Origin of the sequence: Rhodococcus tukisamuensis NBRC 100609 (assembly GCF_001894985.1) — a bacterium.
Lineage (GTDB): Bacteria > Actinomycetota > Actinomycetes > Mycobacteriales > Mycobacteriaceae > Rhodococcus_G > Rhodococcus_G tukisamuensis.
Map to the genome: position 1 here is coordinate 202,512 of NZ_BCXG01000006.1, position 21,264 is coordinate 223,775.

The following is a 21,264-nucleotide window of genomic DNA, read 5'->3' on the forward strand; positions in this document are numbered from 1 at the left end:
TGACACGCGATCACTAGTATCGCCAGCGTGGCGTTGAGAAATGGCGTTGAGAAAGTCGTGTTGCCGAGCGGCGACATCCGGTACCAGGTCCGGGTGCGGGCGGCCGGACCGGACGGCGCGAGCCGTCAGCTGCGCAGGCGGTTCGAGACCTCGAAGGCAGCGGGGGAGTTCCTCGACGCGTTGCAGGACAAGCTCCAGCAGGAGGCCGCTCAGGCCGCGGCCGACGAGGCCGGGGTCGTCACGGTGGCTGAGGCGGTCGAGCGCTGGCTCGCGGCGCAACGGATCAATCCGACCACGCTCGCGGCCTACACGGCGGCGCTGGCACCACTGGTCGACCGGTTCGATAGTCGCGATGTGCGGACGATCAGCGACGACGAGGTGGAGCAGCTCGTGCAGGATCTGGTCGCTGGTACCGGGCCGGGCGGGCGGAAGTGGAAACGGACCTCGATCAATCCGATGCTCGCGCGCACCAAGGCCGTCTGGAAGGACCTGGAGCGGCGGAAGATTCTGAGCGAAAACCCGATCCAGTACCTCAAGCCTTTGCGCAAGAAAGACGACGCCGACGCCTACGAGGGCGCGCTGGACTTGTCCGACCGACTCAGCGAGGGTGAGGTCGCACGGCTGGTGACGATGCATTCCGCGGTGGACTTGCCGCTGCTCGGCGGGCCGCGGTCAGCTCGGTACATGGCTGTGGTCCATGCGCCCATGGTGCACCTGGCGCTGATCGGGCTGCGGCGCGGTGAGCTGGCCGGGCTGCGTTGGAGCGCAATTGATTTGGATGCCGGACGCATCACGGTGGCCGTGCGGACTCGGGTTCGCGTGACAGGCCGCACCATCGATCAGAAGAATGGCAAGACCACCCGCGCGCGGCGATCACTGAAACTGCCGGCCTCGGTGCTGACCGTTTTGCGGGGCACCCAGGAACGACAGCAGATCGCCAGGAAGCGAGCCGGCGAAGCGTGGGTCGGTGCCCGAGACCTCCACGTGCTCGCGCACTGGGACGGCCGCGCAGTGGCGCCGCGGACTCTGGACGACTGGTGGAAGGAGGCGCTGCGGTATGCGCAGGTGCCCCACCGCAGACTCCACGCCGCTCGGCACACCGCGGCGTCGCGACTGATCGCCGCGGGGGCGACTCCGTCTGCGGTTGCGGCGTGGCTTGGCCACGCAGACGGCGGGACGCTCGTGCTGCGGACCTACGCCCACACCGACGTGTCGGAAGTCGATGCATTGGCGGCCCTGTTGGGGTAGTCGGGGATCTGGTCCGTGGCGGGGATCTGCTGTGGCCAACAGCCTGTGTCCCGGGTCACACTTTAGTGCCGCCGCGAAAACTCCGCCGCCGAAATCGCGTTATTTGGGTTAGTTATTCGGCCGTGGGATCTGCCTGCGGAATTGGGCTGTTTCGAGTTAGTCGGGCGATTATTCGCCGCGAGCTTTTGAGGTTAGTAGCCGTCCTGACCTGCAGAGATTGCCCTTGTTTCCGGGTGTCGACCTGTGGCAGGTTGTCGGCCATGGGAATGCCAAGTAAAGGCCCGCGCACGGTCGTCACCTCGCGCGTCCCGACCGACGTGTACGAGATCCTCGAAGATTGGCGTATCGCCGCCGGCGTCGGCTCTGTGAGCCAGTACATCGCCGATGTGCTGGCGATGTACGCCGGCCGCGCCGATCTGGTTCGCGAGCTGGCTTTACGAAAGCCGACTTACTGACCGCTACATCCGTTGTGGTGCCGCTGATCAGCTGAGAATTGGAAAACCCCCGGCGAGATAGGCCGAGGGTTCATCAAACTTGCATGAGATTCGAGTTACAGCTCGATTCTCTGCGGTGCTGCTCATCCCCGAAGGGACTGTCTTGCCAGACAGGTCTCAGGGTACATGCTGCCCTGACCCAGATTCAAGATTTGATGGTTGTCTCGATGAGTCGACTCCCGAGACCGTGTGGCGAACCCTCACCCCACTGATGGCCGCGCGGCGCTCCATGCGCCTGTCCGCGCCCGGTGACGGCGGCAAATTCGCCACCGTTAGTTCTCTGAAGCCCGACTTGCCCGGTGCACCGGCCGCGGTCCCCCTTTACAACAAGCACGGTCGCACTGCCCTTCTCGCATTCGACTTGGACGCGAAGCGCCATGGCGCCGACCAGGTCGACACCGACTTCGAGCGTCTCCTGATCTGGTTGCGTGAGTGCGGCGGCCGTATGGTCACCGACAGGTCCACCAGCGGTGGCCGGCACATCCTTGTTCCGCTCGCCAAGGGCACATCGCTCCGAGTCGACGAGGTCAGCACCCTGCTGGCACTGCTCGAGGCCCGCCTACCCACCTTCGACAAGATGCCGATGCTCAACGCCACGCACGGCTGCATCAGCGTCCCCGGGTCGCTGTGCCGCGAAGGTGGGCACCGGCAGCTCGACGGCACCCTTGCAGACGCGGCTGATGCGTTTGCGGATCGATCCGAGCACGGTGTCGTCGCCCGCATGGTCGCCCTGCTCGGTGGTGGGGGTGCCCGGCAGTCGCGGCCCCGCACGGCCGTTGCTGCCGTCCAAGTCTCACTGGCCTGCGAGGAGCGACTCATCGGCGCCGGCGACACACGTCGCTTGCACCCGAGCTACTGCCTGACCTCACCTGTCTCGATCGCAGTCGACACGTTCGCTCGTACCGGCCGGATCACGAACCCTTCCCGTTGGCCGTCGCCATCGGAAGCACGGCAGTCCGTGATCAGCAGTGCGGTGCTGCGGGGTGCCAATGCAGCCGACATCGAGGCTCGCCTCGAATCTGACTACGCAGGCCTACGCAAGACCTACAACCGATACGGCTCACCCGAGAACATCGCCAAGGCTTTGCGGCGAGACGTCGCCACGGCTTTGCCCTGGGCTGCAAGCGTCGCAGGCCAATTCCGCGTACTCGCGCACAAGAATGCGTACACAGGGGGGTACGGGGGGGATGGTTCTTTCCGCGGCGATCCGATCCGCCGCCGCTGGCTCGCCACAGCACACACGTGGATCGATCAGGAGTTCCGGGGATCCCGTCAGCGTCCCGTCCTGCACGCAGTCGTCCAGGCCCTCGCCTACACCTCCGCTCTCGCTGGAGAGCTGGTCGAAGGTGTGCCGGTGGTGGCCATCGGCGGGCGCAGCCTCTCACTCGCTGCGGGACTGATGTCCGAGGCAACGGTGTGGGCGGCGTTGCGTGTTCTCCGGGATACACCGGGGTCACCAGTGCTGCGTGTCGCCCAGGGTGCGGGGCAGCTCCCCGACCGGTACGCCCTGACAACGCCCGCAATGGATGGTGATCCCACCGAGGTCGCGATCACACGAGCTCACGTCGAGCCTGTTCACCACGCATGGAGTGTGCTCGGGCTGCGCGCACGACGGCTCTACGACCTGATCAACAGCGGCCAAGTGACCACCGTGAAGGACGCACTCGCTGCAGCGCAGTTGGGTACCTCGGCCGGCTACGAGGCCTTGACCGATCTGCGGGTGGCCGGGCTGATCACCATGGACAAGGGCGCCCTGGCGCTCGGGGAGCAGACCCTGGACCAGGTCGCCGACGACGCGGGGCTCGCCATCGTCGCAGCCGAGCGTGTCGTCCGGCACCGCGCCGAGCGTGTGGTGTGGCATGCGTGGCTCGAGAACAGGTTCAGACCGCCGCCGCCCGATCGCAACGACGCAGGTCAGCGAGATTCTTCTCTGGCGGCCGCGATTGCGAACGCACCGGTGCTCGACGCACTCGACAGCGAGCTGATGTGGGCTGCGACTATGGCCGCGGGCCCACCGCAGGTAGATCCGTACCTCGACGCACTCGACAGCCTCAGCGACCAGTTCGGGGCTGTGATCGTCCCTGCGCCGAGCAATCGTCAGCGACCCTACTAATCGTCGGACAGGGGCCTGCCTGGGGAGGTGGTGAGAACACTCGGTAATCCTGTGAATGCAAGTATTGCTCGCTGTGACTGCCATGCTTTTAATGCATGTGTCGCTGGCGTTGCCTGTATTGCTTGCAATGCTTTAGTGCAGGTCAGTGACCGTTCCGTTTCGGTGTGCGTGGGGGAGCGGCAAGTAATGCTTGCAAACCTGGCAATTCAACTGCGGGTGAACTGGGACCACCGCGGTGAAACCCGCCGTCACGAGACGGCCCAGATCCTGGCTGTCGAAGGCTCAGCCGCCGCCGAGTGCAAGGCCAGCTGATGCCGTTGTTTCACCGACCGCCGAACCTGCCCGGCTGGTTGACACAGTTGACGCAACCGAGAATGCTGAGGTTGACACGGTTGACACCCTAGGAGATCTCACATGGACACCTTGGCCGAGCAGGAACGTAAGTTGATGGACCTGCTCACCCGCCGCGTCCACAAGACATTCGCCGCCGCGCGCGCCGCCGGCGTCCCCGCCGAGGTCTTCGGCGACGTCGAATCGATCGCCGACTCGATGACCGCGGCGCTGCCCACCAGTCATGTCTACGACCGGCTCGTCAGTCCGTTCTACGACACCGGCGGTCTGACCCGGTGGTGGGGCGTGAGCCGCCAAGCGGTCAACAAGGCCGTCGCCGCTGGCACCGTGATCGCCTGCCGGCTCGGCGACGGCCAGTGGGTCTACCCAACTTGGCAGTTCACGGCCGAGGGGACGGTGCACCCGCACCTGATCGCCCTGTGGAAGACCCTCCGCACCGCCGCCGACCCGTGGACCTGCGCGGTATGGCTGCGCACCCCGCAGCACGATCTCGGCGACCGCAGCGCAGCCGACTGGATCGCCGACGGCCACCCCCACGATACGGCCCTGGCGCTGGCTCACGCCGACGTCGAGCGGTGGGCCGCGTGACCCGGGACATCGTTGCTCTTCGTCCGCCGGCCCGGCCGCTCGCCGGGTTCCCCAGCTGCGAGCTCACTACGGGGGAGTCGCTCATCCGCGGTCACCAGGCCGCGAACGGCCCGTGGTGGTTCGCCTCCTCCGGCGGCGGCCGCTTCGACCTGACCCCGCCGCACGGCACCTGCTACCTCGCCCTCGACGAGCACACCGCCGTCCGGGAAACCGTCGGCGCAGCCCTGGCTACCGCCGGCGTGATCAGCGAGGACTTCGCCGCCGCCCGATGTCTGTCGACACTGGCGGTGCCGCACGACCACTGGTTGGCCGACACCTGCGCGGACAAGGCCGCGGACTTCGGCCTCACGCGGGAGCTGACCTCGATGACGCCGTACGCGGTGCCGCAGGAATGGGCCGCGGCGTTCGACGCCGCCTTCGCCGGGATTCAGTACCAGACTCGGTTCACCACCGGGCCGAACCCGAACGCGGTCGGCTTGTTCGGGGAGTCGGGCGAAGCCGATTGGCCGGCTGACCCGAGTCCCGAGCCGCTCGTGGTGGCTGCTCGCCGGTGCGGCTTCACGGTCGCAAGCCCACCACGATCGGTCCGGGCGGTCCGGATCGTCTCGCCGCCGACGAGCTGACCGCAGCACGCATCTCCATCGGCTTAGGGTCAGGAGTGTGGATGCCCGCTGGTCGACCCCCACTACACACAAGGAGCACCGTTGTCCGCCATCAACATCACCGACCTGGCCGGTGCCGTCTACTCCTCAGGAAAGGTGTTCGACGGTCTCTCGACCGGTCGCCTCGACACCGAGAACTTCCTGCGCTCGGGAAGCCTGGCCGGAGTCTCCTCCCGCGCCGACCTTGCGCTGCTCGAAGACCTTCGGGACGTCGCGCAGTTCGTCATCGACCACCACGAGCAGCCGATCGACGCCGCTTACGTCCGCACGATCAACGCACAGATCACCCGCAGTGGCGCGCTGCACCCCGGGCAGCTTCGCACCGAGGACCAGCAGATCGGTGTCCAGACCCGCTACGGCCGGCACACTCCACCCGCACTGACCGAGAAGGGTCTCCAACAGCTGATCGACTCGATGAAGAAGCACAAGAGTGTGACAGAGAAGGCCCTGGAACTGTTCGTGGTGCTCGCCAAAGCTCAACCGTTCGAAGACGGGAACAAGCGCACGGCGTTGTTCGTCGCGAACAGCCTGCTCATCGGCCACGGCCGGCTGCTGGTCGTTCCCGTCGACGAGCGCGACCCTCAGCTGGCCGACACCTTCAACGACCGGCTCGCCAAGGCGTACCTCTACGACGAGCACGACGCGGTGAAGGCTCTGATGCGCAAACACGGGCTCACCGCGCTCCCGCGCTGAGCCCGAAGAACGCGTTCTGCCTATTCCCGTCCGATGTATCTAAAGGATTAGATATCTATAGATATATGGCGATAGATGTGGATATTTGATCCCGCGAGACCTCCTTTTTGAGCTGTCCTGTAACTCTTGGCCAGGTGGCAGCGGTACGTCAGCATCGGGGTGGTTAGCGGAAGGAGATGGTGATGAGGAGCGCAGAAGACCGCTACCGGCACGGCGACCTGGACTTCGAGGCGGCGGTGCGGGAAGTAACCGGCGCCGACATTGACCGCGAGTTCTTCGCGCGGATCGTGCACCGACTCTCCGTGAAAGACCCGGCCGTGCTGGCCCTGTCCGAGCACGACGCCGCGCTGCTCACTGAGTCCGGCTTCGTCACCGAACCCGCCGCCGCGACGGCAGCACGCGTGGACCGGGACATCCGCATGCAGGACCTGGTCCAGGGCTCCCTGTCGGTTACCGCCGCCGCCGCCCGCCTTGGCGTCACCATCGCCCGCATCCGTCAGCGCCTGGCCGCCGGCACGCTGTGGGCGTTCACCTCGGGCCGCCGATTGCTGCCTCCCGCCCAGTTCACCGCCGCCGGCGCGGTCCCTCACCTCGAGAAGGTGATGCCGCTGGTAGCGAAGGAACTGCACCCACTGACCGTGCAGGCGCTGCTCACACAGCCGCAGCCGTCCCTGACCGTGGAGGGTCGCCCGGTGTCGATCGTGGAGTGGCTGACCGGCAGCGCGGGGACCGCCTCGGACATTGAGCATGTCGCCGACGTGATCACCGCCGCAGCCTGCGAGTCCGCGTAGATCGGATCGATGCTGGCGCCGCCCATCGATCACCACGGAACCCGCACTCTGCCTTCCCTGCGGGGTGCGGGTTCTTTCTTTTACGCCGGCCGAGCAACTGGTGGCGCCACGGAGTGGTAGTTGTACCGGCTCTTGAGTGCCCTCTACAACTGTCATCACTCAATGGCAGGTGCGGCACAAAGGTCACTTACGTGGCTGTAGTACCGGCTCTTAGGTGCCGGTATATCTGCCACTGCTCACAGGTGTTGGTGCAGTTGAGGTCACTTAACTGGCTGCAGTGCTGCCACAAGCCGCTTGTAGTGGCTTTTAAGTGCCCCTGCAAGTGGCTCGTAACGGAACTAATGGCTCCTAACTGGCTCATGTTCTGCGCACTGGCCTTATATATGTCTCTTAACTGACCGTAGTTCTGCTACTTGGCGGCTACTGACAGGTATGCCATCACCTTCGCGGCTCTAGAGTGACCGTTCTAGTGGCCCTCAGGTGACAGCACAAGTGGCTCTTAACTGACACTTGTACGGCACTACCGCCACTATGCAGAACTGCTGTCCCTATAGAGCCACCATAATTGTCATCACATCATCTCGGCCGCGCCAGAACCTTGTGACCTGGGCTTTTATCCGACCCAACGAAGGTTGGCGGCCACCGGCCGAGACGCCCTATTTTTCTCCGAGGGCTTCTAGGAATGGTGTCGCGGCCACTGAAACGGTTGCAAGGCAACTAGTGAGTGAATTGCTAGGTTGATTCGCCTATTGTGGTGACCAGATATCGGGGCGAAAGCCAGATTCCAGGGCGAGAGCGAGCTATGCCCAGCGTTACTCGGCAACTCCGTTGCTGCGTAACGCTGGGCGCTCGCCTCCCATTCGCTTCGCTCACAGGAGGGGGCCATCCATGGCTACTGAAACTGCATCTCGGGAACCGCGGACCAAGACCCGAACCACCGCTTCGCCGACCGTTGGCGCGGCCGTCGTGAAACGCACCCGCACGGTCGCGGTGCGGCTGACCGACGCGGAGGAAGCCGCATGGATCGCGGCCGCGTTGGTCGACGGGCACCGTCAGCTCGGCGCGTGGGTGCGCGAGCGCGCGGTGGCTGGCTACCTCGGAAAGGTCCGCCCCAAGGCGGGCGGTGGTGGGTTGTCGCCAGAGGATGCCGCGGAGGTCGCCGCGCTGCGGCAGGAGATGACTAAATGGGGGAACAACCTGAACCAGGTCGCGAAGGCGATCAACTCCGGGCAGGTGCCGCCGGTGATGGCTGAGCACCTGGAGAAGGGCTGGCTGAACAGGTGCGGGCAGGCGTTGGCGCGGATGGCGGATCGGCTCGACGCGCTCGACGACCAGGGTTGATGTGATCGCGAAGATCAGCACCGGGTCGGATCCGATGGGGCTGGTCCGGTATCTGCACGGGCCGGGGAAGGCGACCCCGCACAGCTACCGCAACGGGGCGGGCCGACTGATCGCGGGCGGTGTGGTGATTGCGGGTTCGGTGAAGGTCACGGCGAAGAATCCGACTCGGTGGGGGCGGGATTTCGAGCGGGCCGCCGCCACGAACGCGAAGGTACGCAAGCCGGTGTGGCATTGCTCGTTGCGGTGCGCCCCTGGGGATCGCCGACTGACTGATACCGAGTTCGGCGACATTGCACAGACGGTCGCCGAGCGGATGGGCTTCGTCGAACATCCGTGGGTGGCGGTCCGGCATGACGACGACCACATCCACATTGCCGTCTCGAGGGTCGATTTCCAGGGCACGACCTGGAAGAACAGTCACGACCGGTGGAAGGTCGTCGAGGTGATGCGCGAGGTCGAGCGTGAGCACGGCCTGGTGCAGGTGGATAGCCCGGAGCGGGCGCGCCGGCGGCAGACCAGCAGCGGGGAGCAAATCCGAGCGGTGCGCACGGGGAAGGTGCCCCAGCGGGATGGGCTGCGGGAGATCGTGACCGCGGCCCGTGACATTGCCGCAGGCCGTGGCGTGGATGCGTTCGAGGCGGTCCTCGCGTCAAACCCGATCACAAAGGTGCAGGTGCGGCGCAACGTCGCGAGCACAGGCCGGATGAACGGGTTCAGCTTCAATTTGCCCGACTACGTCGACGCTGCGGGGAAGCCGATCTGGTTGCCGGCGTCGAAGCTTGTCCGAGGTTTGTCCTGGTCGCAGCTGGAAAAGGTACTCGACGGGGCGATTCCGGAGCGGCTCGCTACTGAGTCCGAGGTGCCGCGCCGACCGGCGGAGCGCAGGGCGACGTGGGAGGCCCGGCGCAGCGAGGTCGGCCGCGAGCAGTTCGCGGCCGCCCGCTGGGATCAGGCCCGCGCGGGCGTCGGTGAGGTGGCCGGCCAGATCCGCGCTGAGCAGTCCTCACAGAAGAAGTGGAGGCAGGTAGAGACGGCGTTGACCGATCAGGACGAGTCAGCCAGGATCGCCGTGGTGGCCGCAGGGCAGCCTGCTGCCGTGACAGAGGCCGCGTCGCGCACCGAGCAGGTCGCGGCCACTACTACGACGGCGAAGCGAGCCACGGCCGAGGATTGGACCGTGCCGCAGGTCACCGACGTGGCGAAGTTTCAGGCGGAACGGGCGGCGAAGGCCGCCGATGCCGCGAAGTGGACCATGGTGGCTGGCGGAGGATTCTCGCGGGACGCGATAACACTCCGGCTGTGGGTGGCCGAGGACGGGGTGTGGTCGATCACGGCGAAGACCGATCCGGAGAAGATCTTCTCGTCCGGGCAGGCCGACACCGTCGTGGAGGCGCAGGCTGCGGCTGCGGCCGAAGCGAAGAAGCAGCTCCAGACACATTGGGATCGGACGCCGCAGGCTCAGCGCACAGCGAAGGCCACCAGGGCGTTCCAGCGTGTGTTGGAGGATCTGACCCCGACCACGCCCGCCGACGTCTCCTCCTCGAAACGACCTGCCTCGGCCACGGCCGCCTCAAGGCGCCCGAGCGCCCTGGACCAGCTCGCTCGCCTGCTACCTCCCGATCCACCACGGAAGGTCCGTAACAACAACGGGCCGAGCCTGTGAGGCTGACGAGCACCTGGGAAGAGCACTCCAAAGGTGCTCGGTCGGATCATGGCCCGACGGCAAACGGGAATGCTCCCGAAATTGTGGCCCGGTGCATACGTCGTCGCGTCCTCCCTCGGGTGGGAGCGGGCCACCTGGTCAGTCCTGTTCCTTCTGGGGACGTCTGCCGGCCCACTGCTCCCCAAGCGGCCCGAGAGACCTGGCAAAGGCGTCGAAGTCTGTCACCAGCTGCTCGGTGTCCGCGTGGTGCAGCCGATGATCGAGTTCGGAGTAGAACGACTCTTCTGAATCGAGAGCGCGCTGGTCGTAGTCACGCAGCCGAAGGAGATCCTCGATCGGGATCAGGGCGGCAACCGGTCGCCCGTTCGAGCCGATGACCATCGGTTCGGGCAGGCCCTCCGTGAAACGGGCGATCATCCGCAGGATCAAGCCGGGAGCCTGATCCAGCGGGATGAGGTTGAAGGATTCGTCGGCGTTTTCGTCGCGGGGGTCGTGATCGTTCGTGTCGGGCATGGTGGTCTCTTTCGGTGTTGGGCAGCGGACGATCCGGCGCATCGAGAGCTCTGCCATCAGGTGGCCACCAGCGAGCGGACGACTTCGAAGACACGGTCTCTGTCGCGGATCATCTCCTGCGCGGGGGTGCGCCCGGCGAAGTTGTCGTTCGGCCGGCTCATCCACCGTGACAAGCTCACGACGCCGCCGGGAAACTCTTGCGCCAGGTGTCCGACTTCGGGAAGAACTGGTTCCTCGAGATCCGGAGTGAACTGCCACGCTGGCAGCTTCCACGCGCGCGCGTCCTTGAGCCCGACCAGTTGGTGCTTTGCGATCATGTCGGACACGGTTTTCGGTGAAACTCCGAGCAGTGCAGCCGCCTCCGGGCGAGTGAACGAACTGGCCAACTGCTCTTGCCTCTGTTCGACCTGCAGACGGAGGTTCTCCCGTTCCAGAGCTGCGACTTCCTCGTCGGAGACCACCGGCCCCCACTGCGGTGCTTCTGCCTCGGGCCGTCGTGTCATCTGAACCGCCTTTCAAGCTCCCTGCCAGTGTGCACAGGATGTGCGGGATATGAGGGTTTGTCTCGACGCAGCGCGAGGAGACGCCGAGCATGTCCGCGGCTTCGCGCTGGTAAACGAACGTCGGCGTTGCCGAGGCTGACCACGCCGGTGCTCGCCCAGCTCGCCTGGTGGTCCCGTCACCTCCGCGCCGCCGAGCCCTATCAGGGTTGATGTGGAGCCGAACGCCCTTGTGCACCACTGTGTACGGCACGTCGTCGTGGTTGTCCGGGTCGCCGGAGTCCGCAGGATCCGGAAGCTTGGCCATCTGCTCGATGACGATTTGCGCTCGCGCCGCACTGGGATCAAACATGTCACGCCAAATGCGCGCTGAGGTGGCCTTTTGCCCTAGACGCTGCGGGAAAGGAAATTCTCATCTGTGATCGCGCAGAAAACAGGAGTGACGAGGGGGCGGAGTGGGGAAGGGGGTTTTTGGGCCGCGAATCCGGTGTCGAGATGCAACGGGGATTAGCACCCGCCGCACCTTGTTTAACAAGGTCACTGTGCGCGTATCTACGCTGTGACCTGCACAGATGTGCGCGATTGGCCGCGAGCTGGTCCGGCTTCTTGCTCGATTTGCTGCTAGTTCCGGCCGTCGTAGCGACTAGCACGGGTCTCCTGATCGGAGTTGGGGTGCCCGGCGACCACTGGGGGTCGTGTCAGCTACGCGGGTCTTCGCCGGGTGATACACAGACACGACAGCGCGCCCCGAACTCCTTGCTCGGGGCGCGCTGTCGTGTCTGGCTTTGAACCAACCACCCGCTCGAGTCAGTCGAGGTCGGCGGAGGCGACGGTGATTTAGGTGGCGGTGCGGTAGACGCCGGTCAGGTCCTGTTTGCCGAGCGGTGGCGCGACCACGGCGACGTCGTCCGGGCCGACGAAGCTGGGAGCGACCATGGCCTCGGGCAGGATGGCGATCGTCTTCTTCGCGAAGTCGTACGAGATGGTGACGTCGCTTCCGTTCCGCTTTCCGCGGCCGTAGCCGACGCCGTCGGAGGTGATCGCGGTGAGGCTCGGGGTGCCGGCCGGGTCCAGGCACGTCGCCGCGTCGGTCTTGGTGTCGATGACGCGCTTTCCGATCGCGAGGTAGCGGCCGTCGAATGACGACACGACGCTCGACGCAATCGGATCCCCGCATGGGTTCTCGACTGGCATCTCGGTGACCTTGCCGGTCTTGGTGTTCGTGATTCGCCCTGGAGCGTCAGGCGTTGGATGCACGATTGTCAGCGCGGGGTTCGTCCTCGACAGTCCGTCCTCCGCTCGGACTGTCGGGTAGTCCTCAGGCATTGCGCCGCGACTGACCTTGCCGGTCATTGGATCGAGCACCACCGTGTGTGCGCTACTTCTGAACTTCTCGTTCAGCGAAACCTCGTGGACGAGCATTCCGTCGATCCCGCGCCAGCCCCGATTCTCCAACTGCACGCCGAGATCGACCTCTCCTTGGAAGATGCTCTCACCCTGTTCGTTCCAGGTGGTCACGTAACTGGTGGTGACTGCTTCGCCGAGTCCGGCGGCGTTCTTCGTCCCGCGCCATACAGTGACGGGGTACCACTTCCCGTCACGAGCGACGACGAGTGAGTCGTCGATCTCGATCTTGTCGGCATCAGTCTTCGGCTTGAGAGTTGTCGCCCTGCCGTCCCAGGACCAGATGACCGGTTCATCGACGGGGCTGACCGTCAGGATGCCGTTCTCGGTGTACGTCGGGTGGACGGACGTGAACTGGAACAGACCGCCGGCCATACCGTCCCAGGCCGCGGGCAGCTTGACGGGCGGTGCCTTCGGAAGGCCATCGAGTGCCACATCGCCGGCCAACTTGCCTTGCTCTGCGTCGTCTCCGGATGCGCAGGCGGCAACGGTGCCGATCAGGCTTCCCGCAACGAGCACGGCGAGTGCACGGTTCCCCCAGTGATTCTTCATTTCCTACCTGTTCTTTCGCACGCGGAGCGTGTCTTGGATTCCTCCCCGGAATGAGCTGATGCTACGGGGAGCGGCGAATTCGACTTTCTGGCCAGTCGGCCGGCGAGGTCGATGCGGATCGGCCGGTACTGGGCGACGGCGGCCCGGATGGGCCGGTCGTTTCGTGGGCGTTGGCTGCGTCGGCGCGCAGTACCTTCTCGGGCATCTGCGGAGCGTCCGCGGAGGGCCGCGCGAGGATGTGGGGGCGGTTGACCGCGAACTCTCGGAGTTCAGGGTGGGCATTGTCGGTCTCCTGGGCGGGATGGTCATATGATGTGGCTCAATTGGTTTCGTGCGCCGCTGGAGCAGCCTCGTATCGGTCCGGCTCCTCGTCTCCTGATCGGAGAGTGGTTGCTCAACGACCGCTGGGCGTCGTGTCACCCGAATGCGCCATAGTGGGCGCATGCGATCGACCTGCTCTCTATATATCGACACCGGATACCTGCTCGCTTCGGCCGCGACCCGGGCTACAGGCACCTCCCTGCGCAGCGGGATCCATGTCGACTACGCCAAGCTGATCCGTTCGCTGGTCGACACTGCGGAGGCCCGGTCGGGCCTGCCTGTGTTGCGGGTCCACTGGTACGACTCGGCCCACAACGGTGTCCCGGATTGCCAACAGGAGCGCATCGGCGAGCTGTCCAAGGTGAAGCTTCGGCTCGGGCGGTTCGGCGCTGGCGGCGAACAGAAGGGCGTCGATCTGCGCATCGGCCTCGACCTGGTGACCCATGCTCGCAACAATGCGTCCGACGTGTTCTTCCTCGTGTCCGGCGATGACGACCTCACCGAGGCTGTCGAAGAGGCCCAGGTGCACGGCATTCAGGTGGTGCTGTTGGCGGTTCCCACGATGGAGGGCAAGCCTCACGGCATGAGCCGGCACCTGGTCCGGGCCGCCGACGAGCTCGACAGCATCGACAGCGCCGCAATCGATGCCGCGGTGATGAAGGTCGATCGCCAACCCGCACCTGCGCTCGCGCCGAGCGCACCGAAGCCCGTGCCCATGCCGAGCACGCCGAAGCCTGCACCTGCCCGGCCCGCGGCCGCCGCCGCACCACCCGCCGTCCGCAAACCCCTCGACCGCGCGACGGTCGTACCGGCCCCGCAGCCGACGAGCGTGCTCGCCTACAGCGTCTCGACCGGATCTCCCGCGCACGGGCTCCCCGGGTACATCGATGACACCGAACAGGGCCAGCTCATCGACGAGGTCGTTCAGCGCGTTCTCAACTCGTTCCACGAAAGTGCCACCCACGATGACAGGCTGGGACTGCAGCGGGCGCGACCCTCGGTCCCTCGGGACATCGACCGGGCACTGCTACACGACGCGTCCGACGTGATGCAGAGATACGACCTCGACGAGGACACCCGGTTCCGGCTGCGGGCGCGCTTCTGGGAGAAGTACGACGAGAGCTGACGCCGCCGCCGACACCCTTGTGGTGCAACCACTGAGCGCGAGCTCTGGACGCGGGTCCAGCGCGGTGCCAACTCAGCCAGCCAGGCAAAATCCGTTCAGAATCGAGACGCATTCATTGTTCACGTCCAGTTTGAATCGGCGACAGTACGAAAGATTTCAAGGCATCGTCTTGGCCTTGTGCGGCGTATCCATGTTCTCTGGCATGGCACTGCTCGCCAGTGCGTTGTTCGAATACGTCAAAGGTATCGACGGAGCTGTCACGATGTTCGCGCTGTCGGTCGGCGGTGTGACCACCGGAATCCTGGAAATGTTGTCGCGGAAACGACGCAGTGCCGGTGTACCGATTGCGTTCCTGATCGTGAACTTCGTTCTCACAGCAGTGGGAGTCTGGCTACTGACGGAACTTATCCCTCGCTGAGCTACACCGCGGGGTAGCTGGCCGTCAGTCCGGTGCCACCGGGGGAGGGCGGTGGATCAACTGGTCACGAACCGTGACGTATAGCCACATCAGTGCGATGAGGCCTGCAATGAACCACCCAGCCAGTGCAACTCCAGGCACGCTGACGTTCGTCGCGGAGATCACGGACCCGGAGAGCGCTGCCGCGAACACCGACGAGCGATTCCGACGGCCTGTCCCTTTCACGGCTACCTCCCGTCCTGCGCGTCGGGTTCGGTGTCGTTCTCACCGGTGTCGGCGGGCAAGGGCCGGCTCCGTGTCGAGGCGATTCTTGCGCGGGCTATGACAACGGTCGCGGCTCCGCCGCCCGCCAGCCCGGCGACAAGCATCGTGGCGGCGGTGCTCCACGGGTTGCCCACCGCCATCGAAGAAGCGGGGATGAAGACGATCATGAACAAGAAACCGATCCGAGACTGGCGCGGCGTGGCCCTCCAAGTCTCAGCGATGAAGGTTCGCGCTGGTGCCCACTCCTGCCCGTGATGGGCCGGTCTCGGATCGTGCTTCATGTATGTATCTCTACCAGGCAAATGGGACACTCCTGTCGAACTCTCCGGGGTGGTCTAGCGGCAGTTGCACCCGCCCCTCTCGAAAGGTAGGGCGGTCCCCGACCGCCTTCAGCGACCTCCCTAGTTCAGGTTGAGTCACCGATTGTCTTTGAGGCCGGCAACCCGGTTGATCCATTGACGTGTTCGGCGATCGCCTACAGCCAGTCCAGGAAGGATCGGCAGTGTGATTGCGATGATGACGGCCCGGATGTAGTCACCCGCGAGGGCCTGGGTGATCGCGACGACTCCTCCGAGTGCGAGGTAGGTTGCCGCCGCGAAAATCGCCGGCTCCTGCCCTCGTTGGAGTACTCGCCAGACCACGACTGCCGCCGCAGCAGCGATACAGGCCACAAGCAGTGCCCGCGCCATCTGTCCGTCCGCTTCGGCCACCAACGGGGCGATAGTCACGACGCTTGAGATCGCCAGGATTGCAGTGACTCCGAGGTTGAACTTCATGCGACCCTGTCGCTGAAACCGCTCATTCATCGTTCAGCTGGGGAATCGAGGCTGCGTCCAATTCGGCTCGGAGCGCGGTGAGCACGTCCTCGGGCGGAAGGTGTTCGCGGATTGCCAGATCGGCGAGCTCGCGGATTCTGACGACGACAGATCGGGGCAGTGGAGATGCCGCCGTCGCAACGCGTGTGCCCGCGCCGGTGCGGCTGGTGACCAGGCCGTCACGTTCGAGTTGCTTGTAGGCGCGGGCGGCGGTGCCGGGGGCGATTCCGAGGTCGAGGGCCGTCTGTCGTACCGAGGGGAGTCGCTCTCCCGCCCCGAGACGCCCGGACGCTATCAATCCACGGAAGTGATCGTAGATCGACGCCGAATCAGTCGGGTTGTCCGGAATCTGAACGTCCTTGCCGGGCATCATGCGACCACTGCATCTTCCTGCAATCCTGCCGCTGGCGTGGTGCTCGCATGCCGACGGCGCAGGCCGTCGACGGTGATGCGGACAAGGACCGCAACAGCCACAACCTGCATTCCCCACCCCAGCCAAAAGATCGTCGGGGCGAACGACGAGTACCCCGCGCTCCATACGAACATGCCGACTCCTGGGATTCCGAATCCGGTGCTCCCCATGCCGGATCCGCCGATGAAGGACAGGGCCCCGCCGAGGCTGAGCAGCAATGCTCCGAACGAAAGTCGGACTAGCGCGGCCGCGGAGGCTCGTCGCTTGGCTGTTTCCAGCGCGACAGCGCTGGGATGCCGGAACGGGCGGCGGGCGTCGACGGACAGTGCGGTCCAACCTAATCCGACGAGGACGGCGGCCGCAACAAGCACGGGAAGCCCGTACGTCCAACCATAGAAGCTGGTGGAACCTCCACCATCGATGTCGAGTCGGCTGTACCAGGCGCCGTCTACCCGGCTCGAGGCGAACCCCGCCAGGACCGATACGACGATCAACGCCGCGACAGTGGCGGTGACAGCGCCGAGCTCTTGGCGATTCGCGAAAGTTGCCCACGTGCGTCGGGTCGTCGGAGCGACAGGCGCTTCAACGCGCGTGGGTGTGCGCGTGGCAATGGCCAGCAGGACGGCGGCACCGACAGCAGCTCCCGCAATCGGAGCCGCATAGTGCCACCATGTGACAGCCGGTGGTACAACGAGGTACATCTCTGACACGGAACCGGAGATCCACCCGACAAGCGCGAGAAGCGCTCCCAGGGCCGCGGCCCGTCCGACAAGGCGGTCTGCGGCGGTCGGCGGGTGTGGCAGGGGCTGCGCGTTGCCCGAGCCCGCCCTGCGTCGAATCAGTGCGACGGCGACGACGAGCAGCACCCCGAAGACGATTTCCGTGCCGGGGCTCATCGCGATTGTCGTTGGGGTGGGAAAGTTCGTTGGCATGCAAGCCTCCCTCTCGAAGCATATTTGTATCAACAGGCTAGTACGGTTTGTACCCGCCTGATGGCACAAACTCAAGTGTCGATACTGCCGATCGCAGCAGCGCGCTGGCCACTGCTGCGATCGGCCTCGGGACCGCCGGCGCCGGGACGGCCGGAACGCCTTGCGAAAGGGTGCAGGACGCCGGGCCGGTCCGCCTACGTCGGTGTTACGGAATCGGCAGGAACCAGAAGGTGTCGCCGATGCCGGGGCGTCACCAGGGCGTCAGGTAAAGCCACCATGCGATGGCATTCAAAATGACTACGCCAACGGGCCCAAAAAATCCGTTGTCCATTTCGTTCACCTTCTCAGTGGTAGCAGTAGCCGCCTAGCTCACACGGGAGGTTGCGCATGAGCCAGATTCGAGCCGGTTCAGGCAGGAACCACAGCGTCCACCAGAGGTCTGTGAAGTCCATTCGATTCGCCTGTCCTTCGATCAGGGGCAGTGGCCCCATCCCCACCATTCACACGGGGTCACTGCCATCAGCGCGCGGACCAGTTCGGGGGCAAGTCCATTGTCCACCACCACAGTTGGAACATGTCTCAACGCCTTTCGCGGTTAGGGGCAGTGTCCACCGAGGTCGCAGCCGATGATCGACCACAGCATGATCCGCCATTCCATCGGGAACGGCAGTCCCAGTCGCTGCCGGTGATGACGTCGTTGCAGCCGGGGCACCGATTCTGTTTCAGTTGACCGGCACTCCGAGTAGGGAGAGCACGTACATGAGCGGTGCCCATGGCCCCCAAAAAGCCCAAGCTGTTGCACCCATATCAACTCACCTCCTCTCAGGGGCAGTGTCCGCCGAGGTCACACGGGATGATGGACCACAGCGTGATCTTCCAGGCCTCCGGGATGGGAAGCTGCCACATCCATGTGGAGTGCATCTGCTCAATCGTCTCCGGTGTCCACATCAAACATCCACCTCCGGGCCTCCCCGACCGTCTGACCAGGTTAGACCCCCGGCGTAGCGCAGCGGGAGGTTCAGTGCCGGCCACTCCAGGTCGATGGCGTTGACGTCGAACACCCGCGAATACGGGGCCTGAGGCCTTCGGGCCAGGCCGGGCCCGCTGTCCGCGGGCCACGACGCCGCCACCCGGCGATACGCCGGCAGGACCTGCACGGCCGCGATCCACCCAAACCCGCTGTGCCGCACGACCAACCGGCGCTCCACACGATGGGACAGGTCAACACAGCAACCGCCATCGACGTGAGGAGTACACATGGGATCTATCGGCTACGCACGCCCGGCCAACACGACGCCCCAGCAGGAGGCGCTCAACTACCTACAACGCAACCTGCACCCGGACCACACGGTCGTGGCGCACTCGGTGCAGCCGATCCCGTACGGCGAGTGGTCGCATGCGCTGTACGCCGCCGTCGACGTCGACGCCGGCGCCGGATCCGTCACCGCGCACCTCCTGCTGTTCGCCACCTCCGGCGGCAACATCTACATCAAGTGGCTGCACGAGGACTCCGGGCCGTCGCACTGGCGGGCGGTGCCGAAGAAGCTGCTCGCCGCGCTGACACCGACCGCGAACCAGTACGCGCTCACGTGGCGGGCCAACGCCGCGCGCTGGACTGAGCGCCGTGCTGCGGCGCGCCGCGCGGTCGGTTCCCAGGTACAGCTTGCCGAGCCGATCAAGTACGGCCCGCCGGTGGGCGAGATCAGCGCGGTCCATCTCGAGTCGCTGACCGTGTTCCGGCCCAGCGGGGGGACCGGACCGCGCCTGACGGCCCCGTCCGACTGGTTCGACTCCGAGTTCACCGTCGGCGCCTAAGGCCCCCTGCACGATAGCCCCGTCACAGTCGCCGACGGGGCCATCACTATGTCTCGCGCGGCGCAGGACTCTGTCCGCCACCGCCAGACCAACGGCCAGGGAGCCGTACCTCAGGCAACGAGGCCTGCCCGGAACGCAGCAAGTGCTGCTTCGACACGATTGCGGGTGCCGAGCTTGGTGAAGACCGAGGAGATGTGGGTCTTGACGGTCGTCTCACTGAGGAACAGGGCCGCGGCGATGTCGGCATTCGATGCGCCGGTCGCCAGGGCCTGCAGTACGTCGCGTTCACGTTCGCTGAGCGCCCCCAGAGCTGGCGTCGCGGCAGCCGGAACTGACGGCGGTAGTGCGCCGGCGACGATGCGCCGCAGCGAGTCCTGGCTGAACAGGGTGTTTCCGGCGGCCACCGCGCGCACCGACTGGTGGAAGGTTTCGGGGGCTTCGTCCTTCGAGAGGAAGCTGTGGGCTCCGGCGGTCACTGCCTGGATGACGAGGTCATCGACGTCCATCGCGGTCATCGCGATCACACGCGGCGGGTCGGGGAGGGTCATGAGGTGCAGGGTCGCTTCGAGGCCGCCGATGCGTCGCATCTTCAAGTCCATCAGCACCACTCGGGGCCGGTGGGCTGCGACGGCGGCAGGGACCTGGTCACCGTCATCGACGCCTGCAACGACGGTGATGTCCTCGGCGGCGGCGAAGATGTCGGCCACGCCGCGGCGCACGAAGGGGTCGTCGTCGACGATGAGCACGGTGATGACATCGGCAGCAGTCATGGTGCCGTCAGGGTATTCCCCGGCGGGGACAGCCCGATCAGGGGACCGGACGATATGGCGGTCACCCCGACTTCACGGGGCAAGCGATCTCTCCAAAGATCACGAACCCTACCCAACCGTGCGGGTCCGCCCCAGGAGCTCAATGTCGTTCATTTGAATGAACTTAACCCGAATATCAACGCAGAATCCGCCCCGTCCACGCAGCTCCAGGGTTTCAGGCGTACCAGGGGAGCCAGCAGTCGACCACGAACTCGGTGCCGAGGACACCGGCGTTGAGGGTGCCGCCGACGTCGCAGGCCTGTTCGGCGAGCCCGCGCAGGCCCGCTCCGGATCCGGGCGGAACGGTCGGCGGTTGCGAGCTGAGGTTGTTGCGGATGTCGATGCGGATACCGACGTCGGAGGCACCGCTGATCGTGATTCGGACGGTCTGGTCACTCGCGTACTTCTGAGCGTTGGTGAGCGATTCCTGTACGACCCGGTAGGTGACGTGGCCGGACACCGTCCCGACGTCGCCGGGCCGCAGGTCCGTGAACAGTGTGGCGTGCAGGCCAGCGGCGCGTGCGGACTGGACGAGATCGGCGACGCTGTCGATACCCTGATGACCGCTCGGCCGGGCGCCGGCGGCCGCGGATCCACGGAGCACTCCGACAATGTGCTTGAGGTCGTCAAGTGCGTCGTGCGCGGTGGAGCGGATCATCGAGGCGGTGTTGGCGACCTTCTCCGGGTTGTCGGCGCCGTTGACCTGGAGAGCGCCAGCGAACAGCGAGATGCGACTCAGGCTCGCAGCGAGTGTGTCGTGCATGTCCCGGGCGATGCGGGTGCGCTCCTCGGTCCGGATCACCTCATCGCGCATCACGGAGGTCTGCTCGGTCGCGACGTCGCGGCTGTGCTCGGCTTCGGCCAACTCGGACCGGGTGTGTTTGAGCATCGCCCCGCCAACCACGAGCGCAACCAGCAAGGCGGCGACGAACCACGGAATCCACGGTGCGATATCCCATTCCGGTTTCGGCGCACCCGCCTCCGGCCTGGTGGCGCCCATCGTCAGAACCGAGTTGTCGCGGGTGCGATGGGCGTCGTAGGTCAGCGACGCGGCGCACGCCAGGAACACCGCGATCGCCGCGGCGGCCAGTCGCTCGCCCCGCTCGGCCTTCGCGATCGCGTAGAGCACGATCAGCGCGGCCGTGGCGTCAGTCGAAAAGAACAGCGGCCCAGCCAATGTCAGGGCGAGGACCAGCCAGGGGCGCTCATGGCGCCACACCAGCGCGACGGCGGCGCCTAGGTTCAGTAGGAACCCGACGGCGATGTTCCAGCCGTGGACGTTGTCCGAGTCGGTGGACAGCCCAAGGGCCATCAATGTGCAGAAGACGCTCAGTGTCACTGCGCCCGTCGTCCAGGCGCGGCGACGGATGATCTCGATGTTCGCAGTCACCGCATGGAGGCTACGCAATCACCGCATAGGCCCGGCAGGACCCGAAAGG

General features: G+C 65.6%; 21 protein-coding genes. 12 read left to right on the forward strand and 9 right to left on the reverse strand.

Annotated features, from left to right (window positions below; translation table 11 throughout):
* The first annotated feature begins 27 nt into the window (after window positions 1–27).
* The 9 genes from RT2_RS09410 (at window position 28) to RT2_RS09450 (ending at window position 9,944) form a co-directional block, all read left to right on the forward strand.
* The gene (locus RT2_RS09410) at window positions 28–1,248 is read left to right on the forward strand and encodes a tyrosine-type recombinase/integrase (RefSeq protein WP_139191104.1); all 1,221 of its coding nucleotides are present in this window, start codon (window positions 28–30) and stop codon (window positions 1,246–1,248) included.
* A 260-nt stretch (window positions 1,249–1,508) separates the two neighbouring features.
* Complete coding sequence (locus RT2_RS09415) at window positions 1,509–1,703, forward strand: hypothetical protein (RefSeq protein WP_072844520.1); 195 nt, start codon at window positions 1,509–1,511, stop codon at window positions 1,701–1,703.
* Between the two features lie 250 nt (window positions 1,704–1,953).
* On the forward strand, window positions 1,954–3,855 hold the full coding sequence (locus tag RT2_RS09420; protein WP_072844521.1) for a hypothetical protein: 1,902 nt from the start codon (window positions 1,954–1,956) through the stop codon (window positions 3,853–3,855).
* 414 nt (window positions 3,856–4,269) lie between these two features.
* Window positions 4,270–4,794: a hypothetical protein gene (locus RT2_RS09425; RefSeq protein WP_072844522.1), complete on the forward strand. Its 525-nt coding sequence runs from the start codon at window positions 4,270–4,272 to the stop codon at window positions 4,792–4,794.
* A complete protein-coding gene (locus tag RT2_RS09430; RefSeq protein WP_072844623.1) occupies window positions 4,791–5,417 on the forward strand; it encodes an RES family NAD+ phosphorylase in 627 nt (208 codons plus the stop codon). Before RT2_RS09425 ends, RT2_RS09430 begins: the two co-directional genes overlap by 4 nt.
* 81 nt (window positions 5,418–5,498) lie before the next feature.
* Window positions 5,499–6,149, forward strand: coding sequence for a Fic family protein (locus RT2_RS09435; protein WP_072844523.1), 651 nt, complete (start codon window positions 5,499–5,501; stop codon window positions 6,147–6,149).
* Between the two features lie 182 nt (window positions 6,150–6,331).
* Window positions 6,332–6,940: a hypothetical protein gene (locus RT2_RS09440; protein WP_072844624.1), complete on the forward strand. Its 609-nt coding sequence runs from the start codon at window positions 6,332–6,334 to the stop codon at window positions 6,938–6,940.
* A 966-nt stretch (window positions 6,941–7,906) separates the two neighbouring features.
* Window positions 7,907–8,281 (forward strand): plasmid mobilization relaxosome protein MobC, encoded by a 375-nt coding sequence (gene mobC, locus RT2_RS09445; protein WP_072844524.1) that lies wholly within the window; start codon window positions 7,907–7,909, stop codon window positions 8,279–8,281.
* 1 nt (window position 8,282) lies between these two features.
* A complete protein-coding gene (locus tag RT2_RS09450) occupies window positions 8,283–9,944 on the forward strand; it encodes a relaxase/mobilization nuclease domain-containing protein (RefSeq protein ID WP_072844525.1) in 1,662 nt (553 codons plus the stop codon).
* Window positions 9,945–10,082: 138 nt separating this feature from the next.
* Here the strand turns inward: RT2_RS09450 and RT2_RS25390 are convergent, their stop codons facing one another.
* The 3 genes from RT2_RS25390 to RT2_RS09460 form a co-directional block, all read right to left on the reverse strand.
* Complete coding sequence (locus RT2_RS25390; protein WP_139191105.1) at window positions 10,083–10,514, reverse strand: type II toxin-antitoxin system Phd/YefM family antitoxin; 432 nt, start codon at window positions 10,512–10,514, stop codon at window positions 10,083–10,085.
* Window positions 10,514–10,960: a helix-turn-helix domain-containing protein gene (locus RT2_RS25395; RefSeq protein WP_139191106.1), complete on the reverse strand. Its 447-nt coding sequence runs from the start codon at window positions 10,958–10,960 to the stop codon at window positions 10,514–10,516. The genes RT2_RS25390 and RT2_RS25395 overlap by 1 nt, the downstream gene beginning before the upstream one ends.
* Window positions 10,961–11,794: 834 nt before the next feature.
* Entirely contained in the window at window positions 11,795–12,913 is a 1,119-nt protein-coding gene (locus RT2_RS09460) for a hypothetical protein (RefSeq protein ID WP_072844526.1), read from the reverse strand.
* A gap of 442 nt (window positions 12,914–13,355) precedes the next feature.
* On the opposite strand from RT2_RS09460, the gene RT2_RS09465 reads away from it, so the two are divergent.
* Together RT2_RS09465 and RT2_RS09470 are read left to right on the forward strand one after the other, a co-directional pair.
* Window positions 13,356–14,360 carry an NYN domain-containing protein gene (locus RT2_RS09465; RefSeq protein ID WP_072844527.1) on the forward strand — a complete coding sequence of 335 codons (1,005 nt, stop codon included), beginning with the start codon at window positions 13,356–13,358 and terminating at the stop codon, window positions 14,358–14,360.
* A gap of 202 nt (window positions 14,361–14,562) precedes the next feature.
* Window positions 14,563–14,778 (forward strand): hypothetical protein, encoded by a 216-nt coding sequence (locus RT2_RS09470; protein ID WP_072844528.1) that lies wholly within the window; start codon window positions 14,563–14,565, stop codon window positions 14,776–14,778.
* A gap of 227 nt (window positions 14,779–15,005) precedes the next feature.
* On the opposite strand, the gene RT2_RS09475 is transcribed toward RT2_RS09470, so the two are convergent.
* From RT2_RS09475 to RT2_RS25400, 4 genes are all read right to left on the reverse strand, one after another.
* Entirely contained in the window at window positions 15,006–15,215 is a 210-nt protein-coding gene (locus tag RT2_RS09475; RefSeq protein WP_139191107.1) for a hypothetical protein, read from the reverse strand.
* Between the two features lie 243 nt (window positions 15,216–15,458).
* The gene (locus tag RT2_RS09480) at window positions 15,459–15,818 is read right to left on the reverse strand and encodes a hypothetical protein (RefSeq protein ID WP_072844530.1); all 360 of its coding nucleotides are present in this window, start codon (window positions 15,816–15,818) and stop codon (window positions 15,459–15,461) included.
* 22 nt (window positions 15,819–15,840) lie between these two features.
* The gene (locus tag RT2_RS09485; RefSeq protein WP_072844531.1) at window positions 15,841–16,230 is read right to left on the reverse strand and encodes a GntR family transcriptional regulator; all 390 of its coding nucleotides are present in this window, start codon (window positions 16,228–16,230) and stop codon (window positions 15,841–15,843) included.
* On the reverse strand, window positions 16,227–17,201 hold the full coding sequence (locus RT2_RS25400) for a hypothetical protein (protein ID WP_139191108.1): 975 nt from the start codon (window positions 17,199–17,201) through the stop codon (window positions 16,227–16,229). The genes RT2_RS09485 and RT2_RS25400 overlap by 4 nt, the downstream gene beginning before the upstream one ends.
* A gap of 1,257 nt (window positions 17,202–18,458) precedes the next feature.
* Here RT2_RS25400 and RT2_RS09500 point away from each other — a divergent pair.
* Window positions 18,459–19,016 carry a hypothetical protein gene (locus RT2_RS09500; RefSeq protein ID WP_072844534.1) on the forward strand — a complete coding sequence of 186 codons (558 nt, stop codon included), beginning with the start codon at window positions 18,459–18,461 and terminating at the stop codon, window positions 19,014–19,016.
* 110 nt (window positions 19,017–19,126) lie between these two features.
* Here RT2_RS09500 and RT2_RS09505 read toward each other — a convergent pair whose 3' ends face one another.
* Together RT2_RS09505 and RT2_RS09510 are read right to left on the reverse strand one after the other, a co-directional pair.
* Window positions 19,127–19,786, reverse strand: coding sequence for a response regulator (locus RT2_RS09505; RefSeq protein ID WP_072844535.1), 660 nt, complete (start codon window positions 19,784–19,786; stop codon window positions 19,127–19,129).
* A gap of 214 nt (window positions 19,787–20,000) precedes the next feature.
* A complete protein-coding gene (locus RT2_RS09510; protein ID WP_371851148.1) occupies window positions 20,001–21,215 on the reverse strand; it encodes a histidine kinase in 1,215 nt (404 codons plus the stop codon).
* Between the last annotated feature and the right edge of the window lie 49 nt (window positions 21,216–21,264).

Bases quoted from the DNA above. Each gene is read 5' to 3' on its own strand.
- RT2_RS25395 (WP_139191106.1), bottom strand. From the start codon at position 10,960: ATGACACGACGGCCCGAGGCAGAAGCACCGCAGTGGGGGCCGGTGGTC.
- RT2_RS09465 (WP_072844527.1), top strand. From the start codon at position 13,356: ATGCGATCGACCTGCTCTCTATATATCGACACCGGATACCTGCTCGCT.
- RT2_RS09500 (WP_072844534.1), top strand. From the start codon at position 18,459: ATGGGATCTATCGGCTACGCACGCCCGGCCAACACGACGCCCCAGCAG.
- RT2_RS09440 (WP_072844624.1), top strand. From the start codon at position 6,332: ATGAGGAGCGCAGAAGACCGCTACCGGCACGGCGACCTGGACTTCGAG.
- RT2_RS09505 (WP_072844535.1), bottom strand. From the start codon at position 19,786: ATGACTGCTGCCGATGTCATCACCGTGCTCATCGTCGACGACGACCCC.
- RT2_RS09470 (WP_072844528.1), top strand. From the start codon at position 14,563: ATGGCACTGCTCGCCAGTGCGTTGTTCGAATACGTCAAAGGTATCGAC.
- RT2_RS25390 (WP_139191105.1), bottom strand. From the start codon at position 10,514: ATGGCAGAGCTCTCGATGCGCCGGATCGTCCGCTGCCCAACACCGAAA.
- RT2_RS09480 (WP_072844530.1), bottom strand. From the start codon at position 15,818: ATGAAGTTCAACCTCGGAGTCACTGCAATCCTGGCGATCTCAAGCGTC.
- RT2_RS09460 (WP_072844526.1), bottom strand. From the start codon at position 12,913: ATGAAGAATCACTGGGGGAACCGTGCACTCGCCGTGCTCGTTGCGGGA.
- RT2_RS09485 (WP_072844531.1), bottom strand. From the start codon at position 16,230: ATGATGCCCGGCAAGGACGTTCAGATTCCGGACAACCCGACTGATTCG.
- RT2_RS25400 (WP_139191108.1), bottom strand. From the start codon at position 17,201: ATGCCAACGAACTTTCCCACCCCAACGACAATCGCGATGAGCCCCGGC.
- RT2_RS09420 (WP_072844521.1), top strand. From the start codon at position 1,954: ATGGCCGCGCGGCGCTCCATGCGCCTGTCCGCGCCCGGTGACGGCGGC.
- RT2_RS09415 (WP_072844520.1), top strand. From the start codon at position 1,509: ATGGGAATGCCAAGTAAAGGCCCGCGCACGGTCGTCACCTCGCGCGTC.
- RT2_RS09425 (WP_072844522.1), top strand. From the start codon at position 4,270: ATGGACACCTTGGCCGAGCAGGAACGTAAGTTGATGGACCTGCTCACC.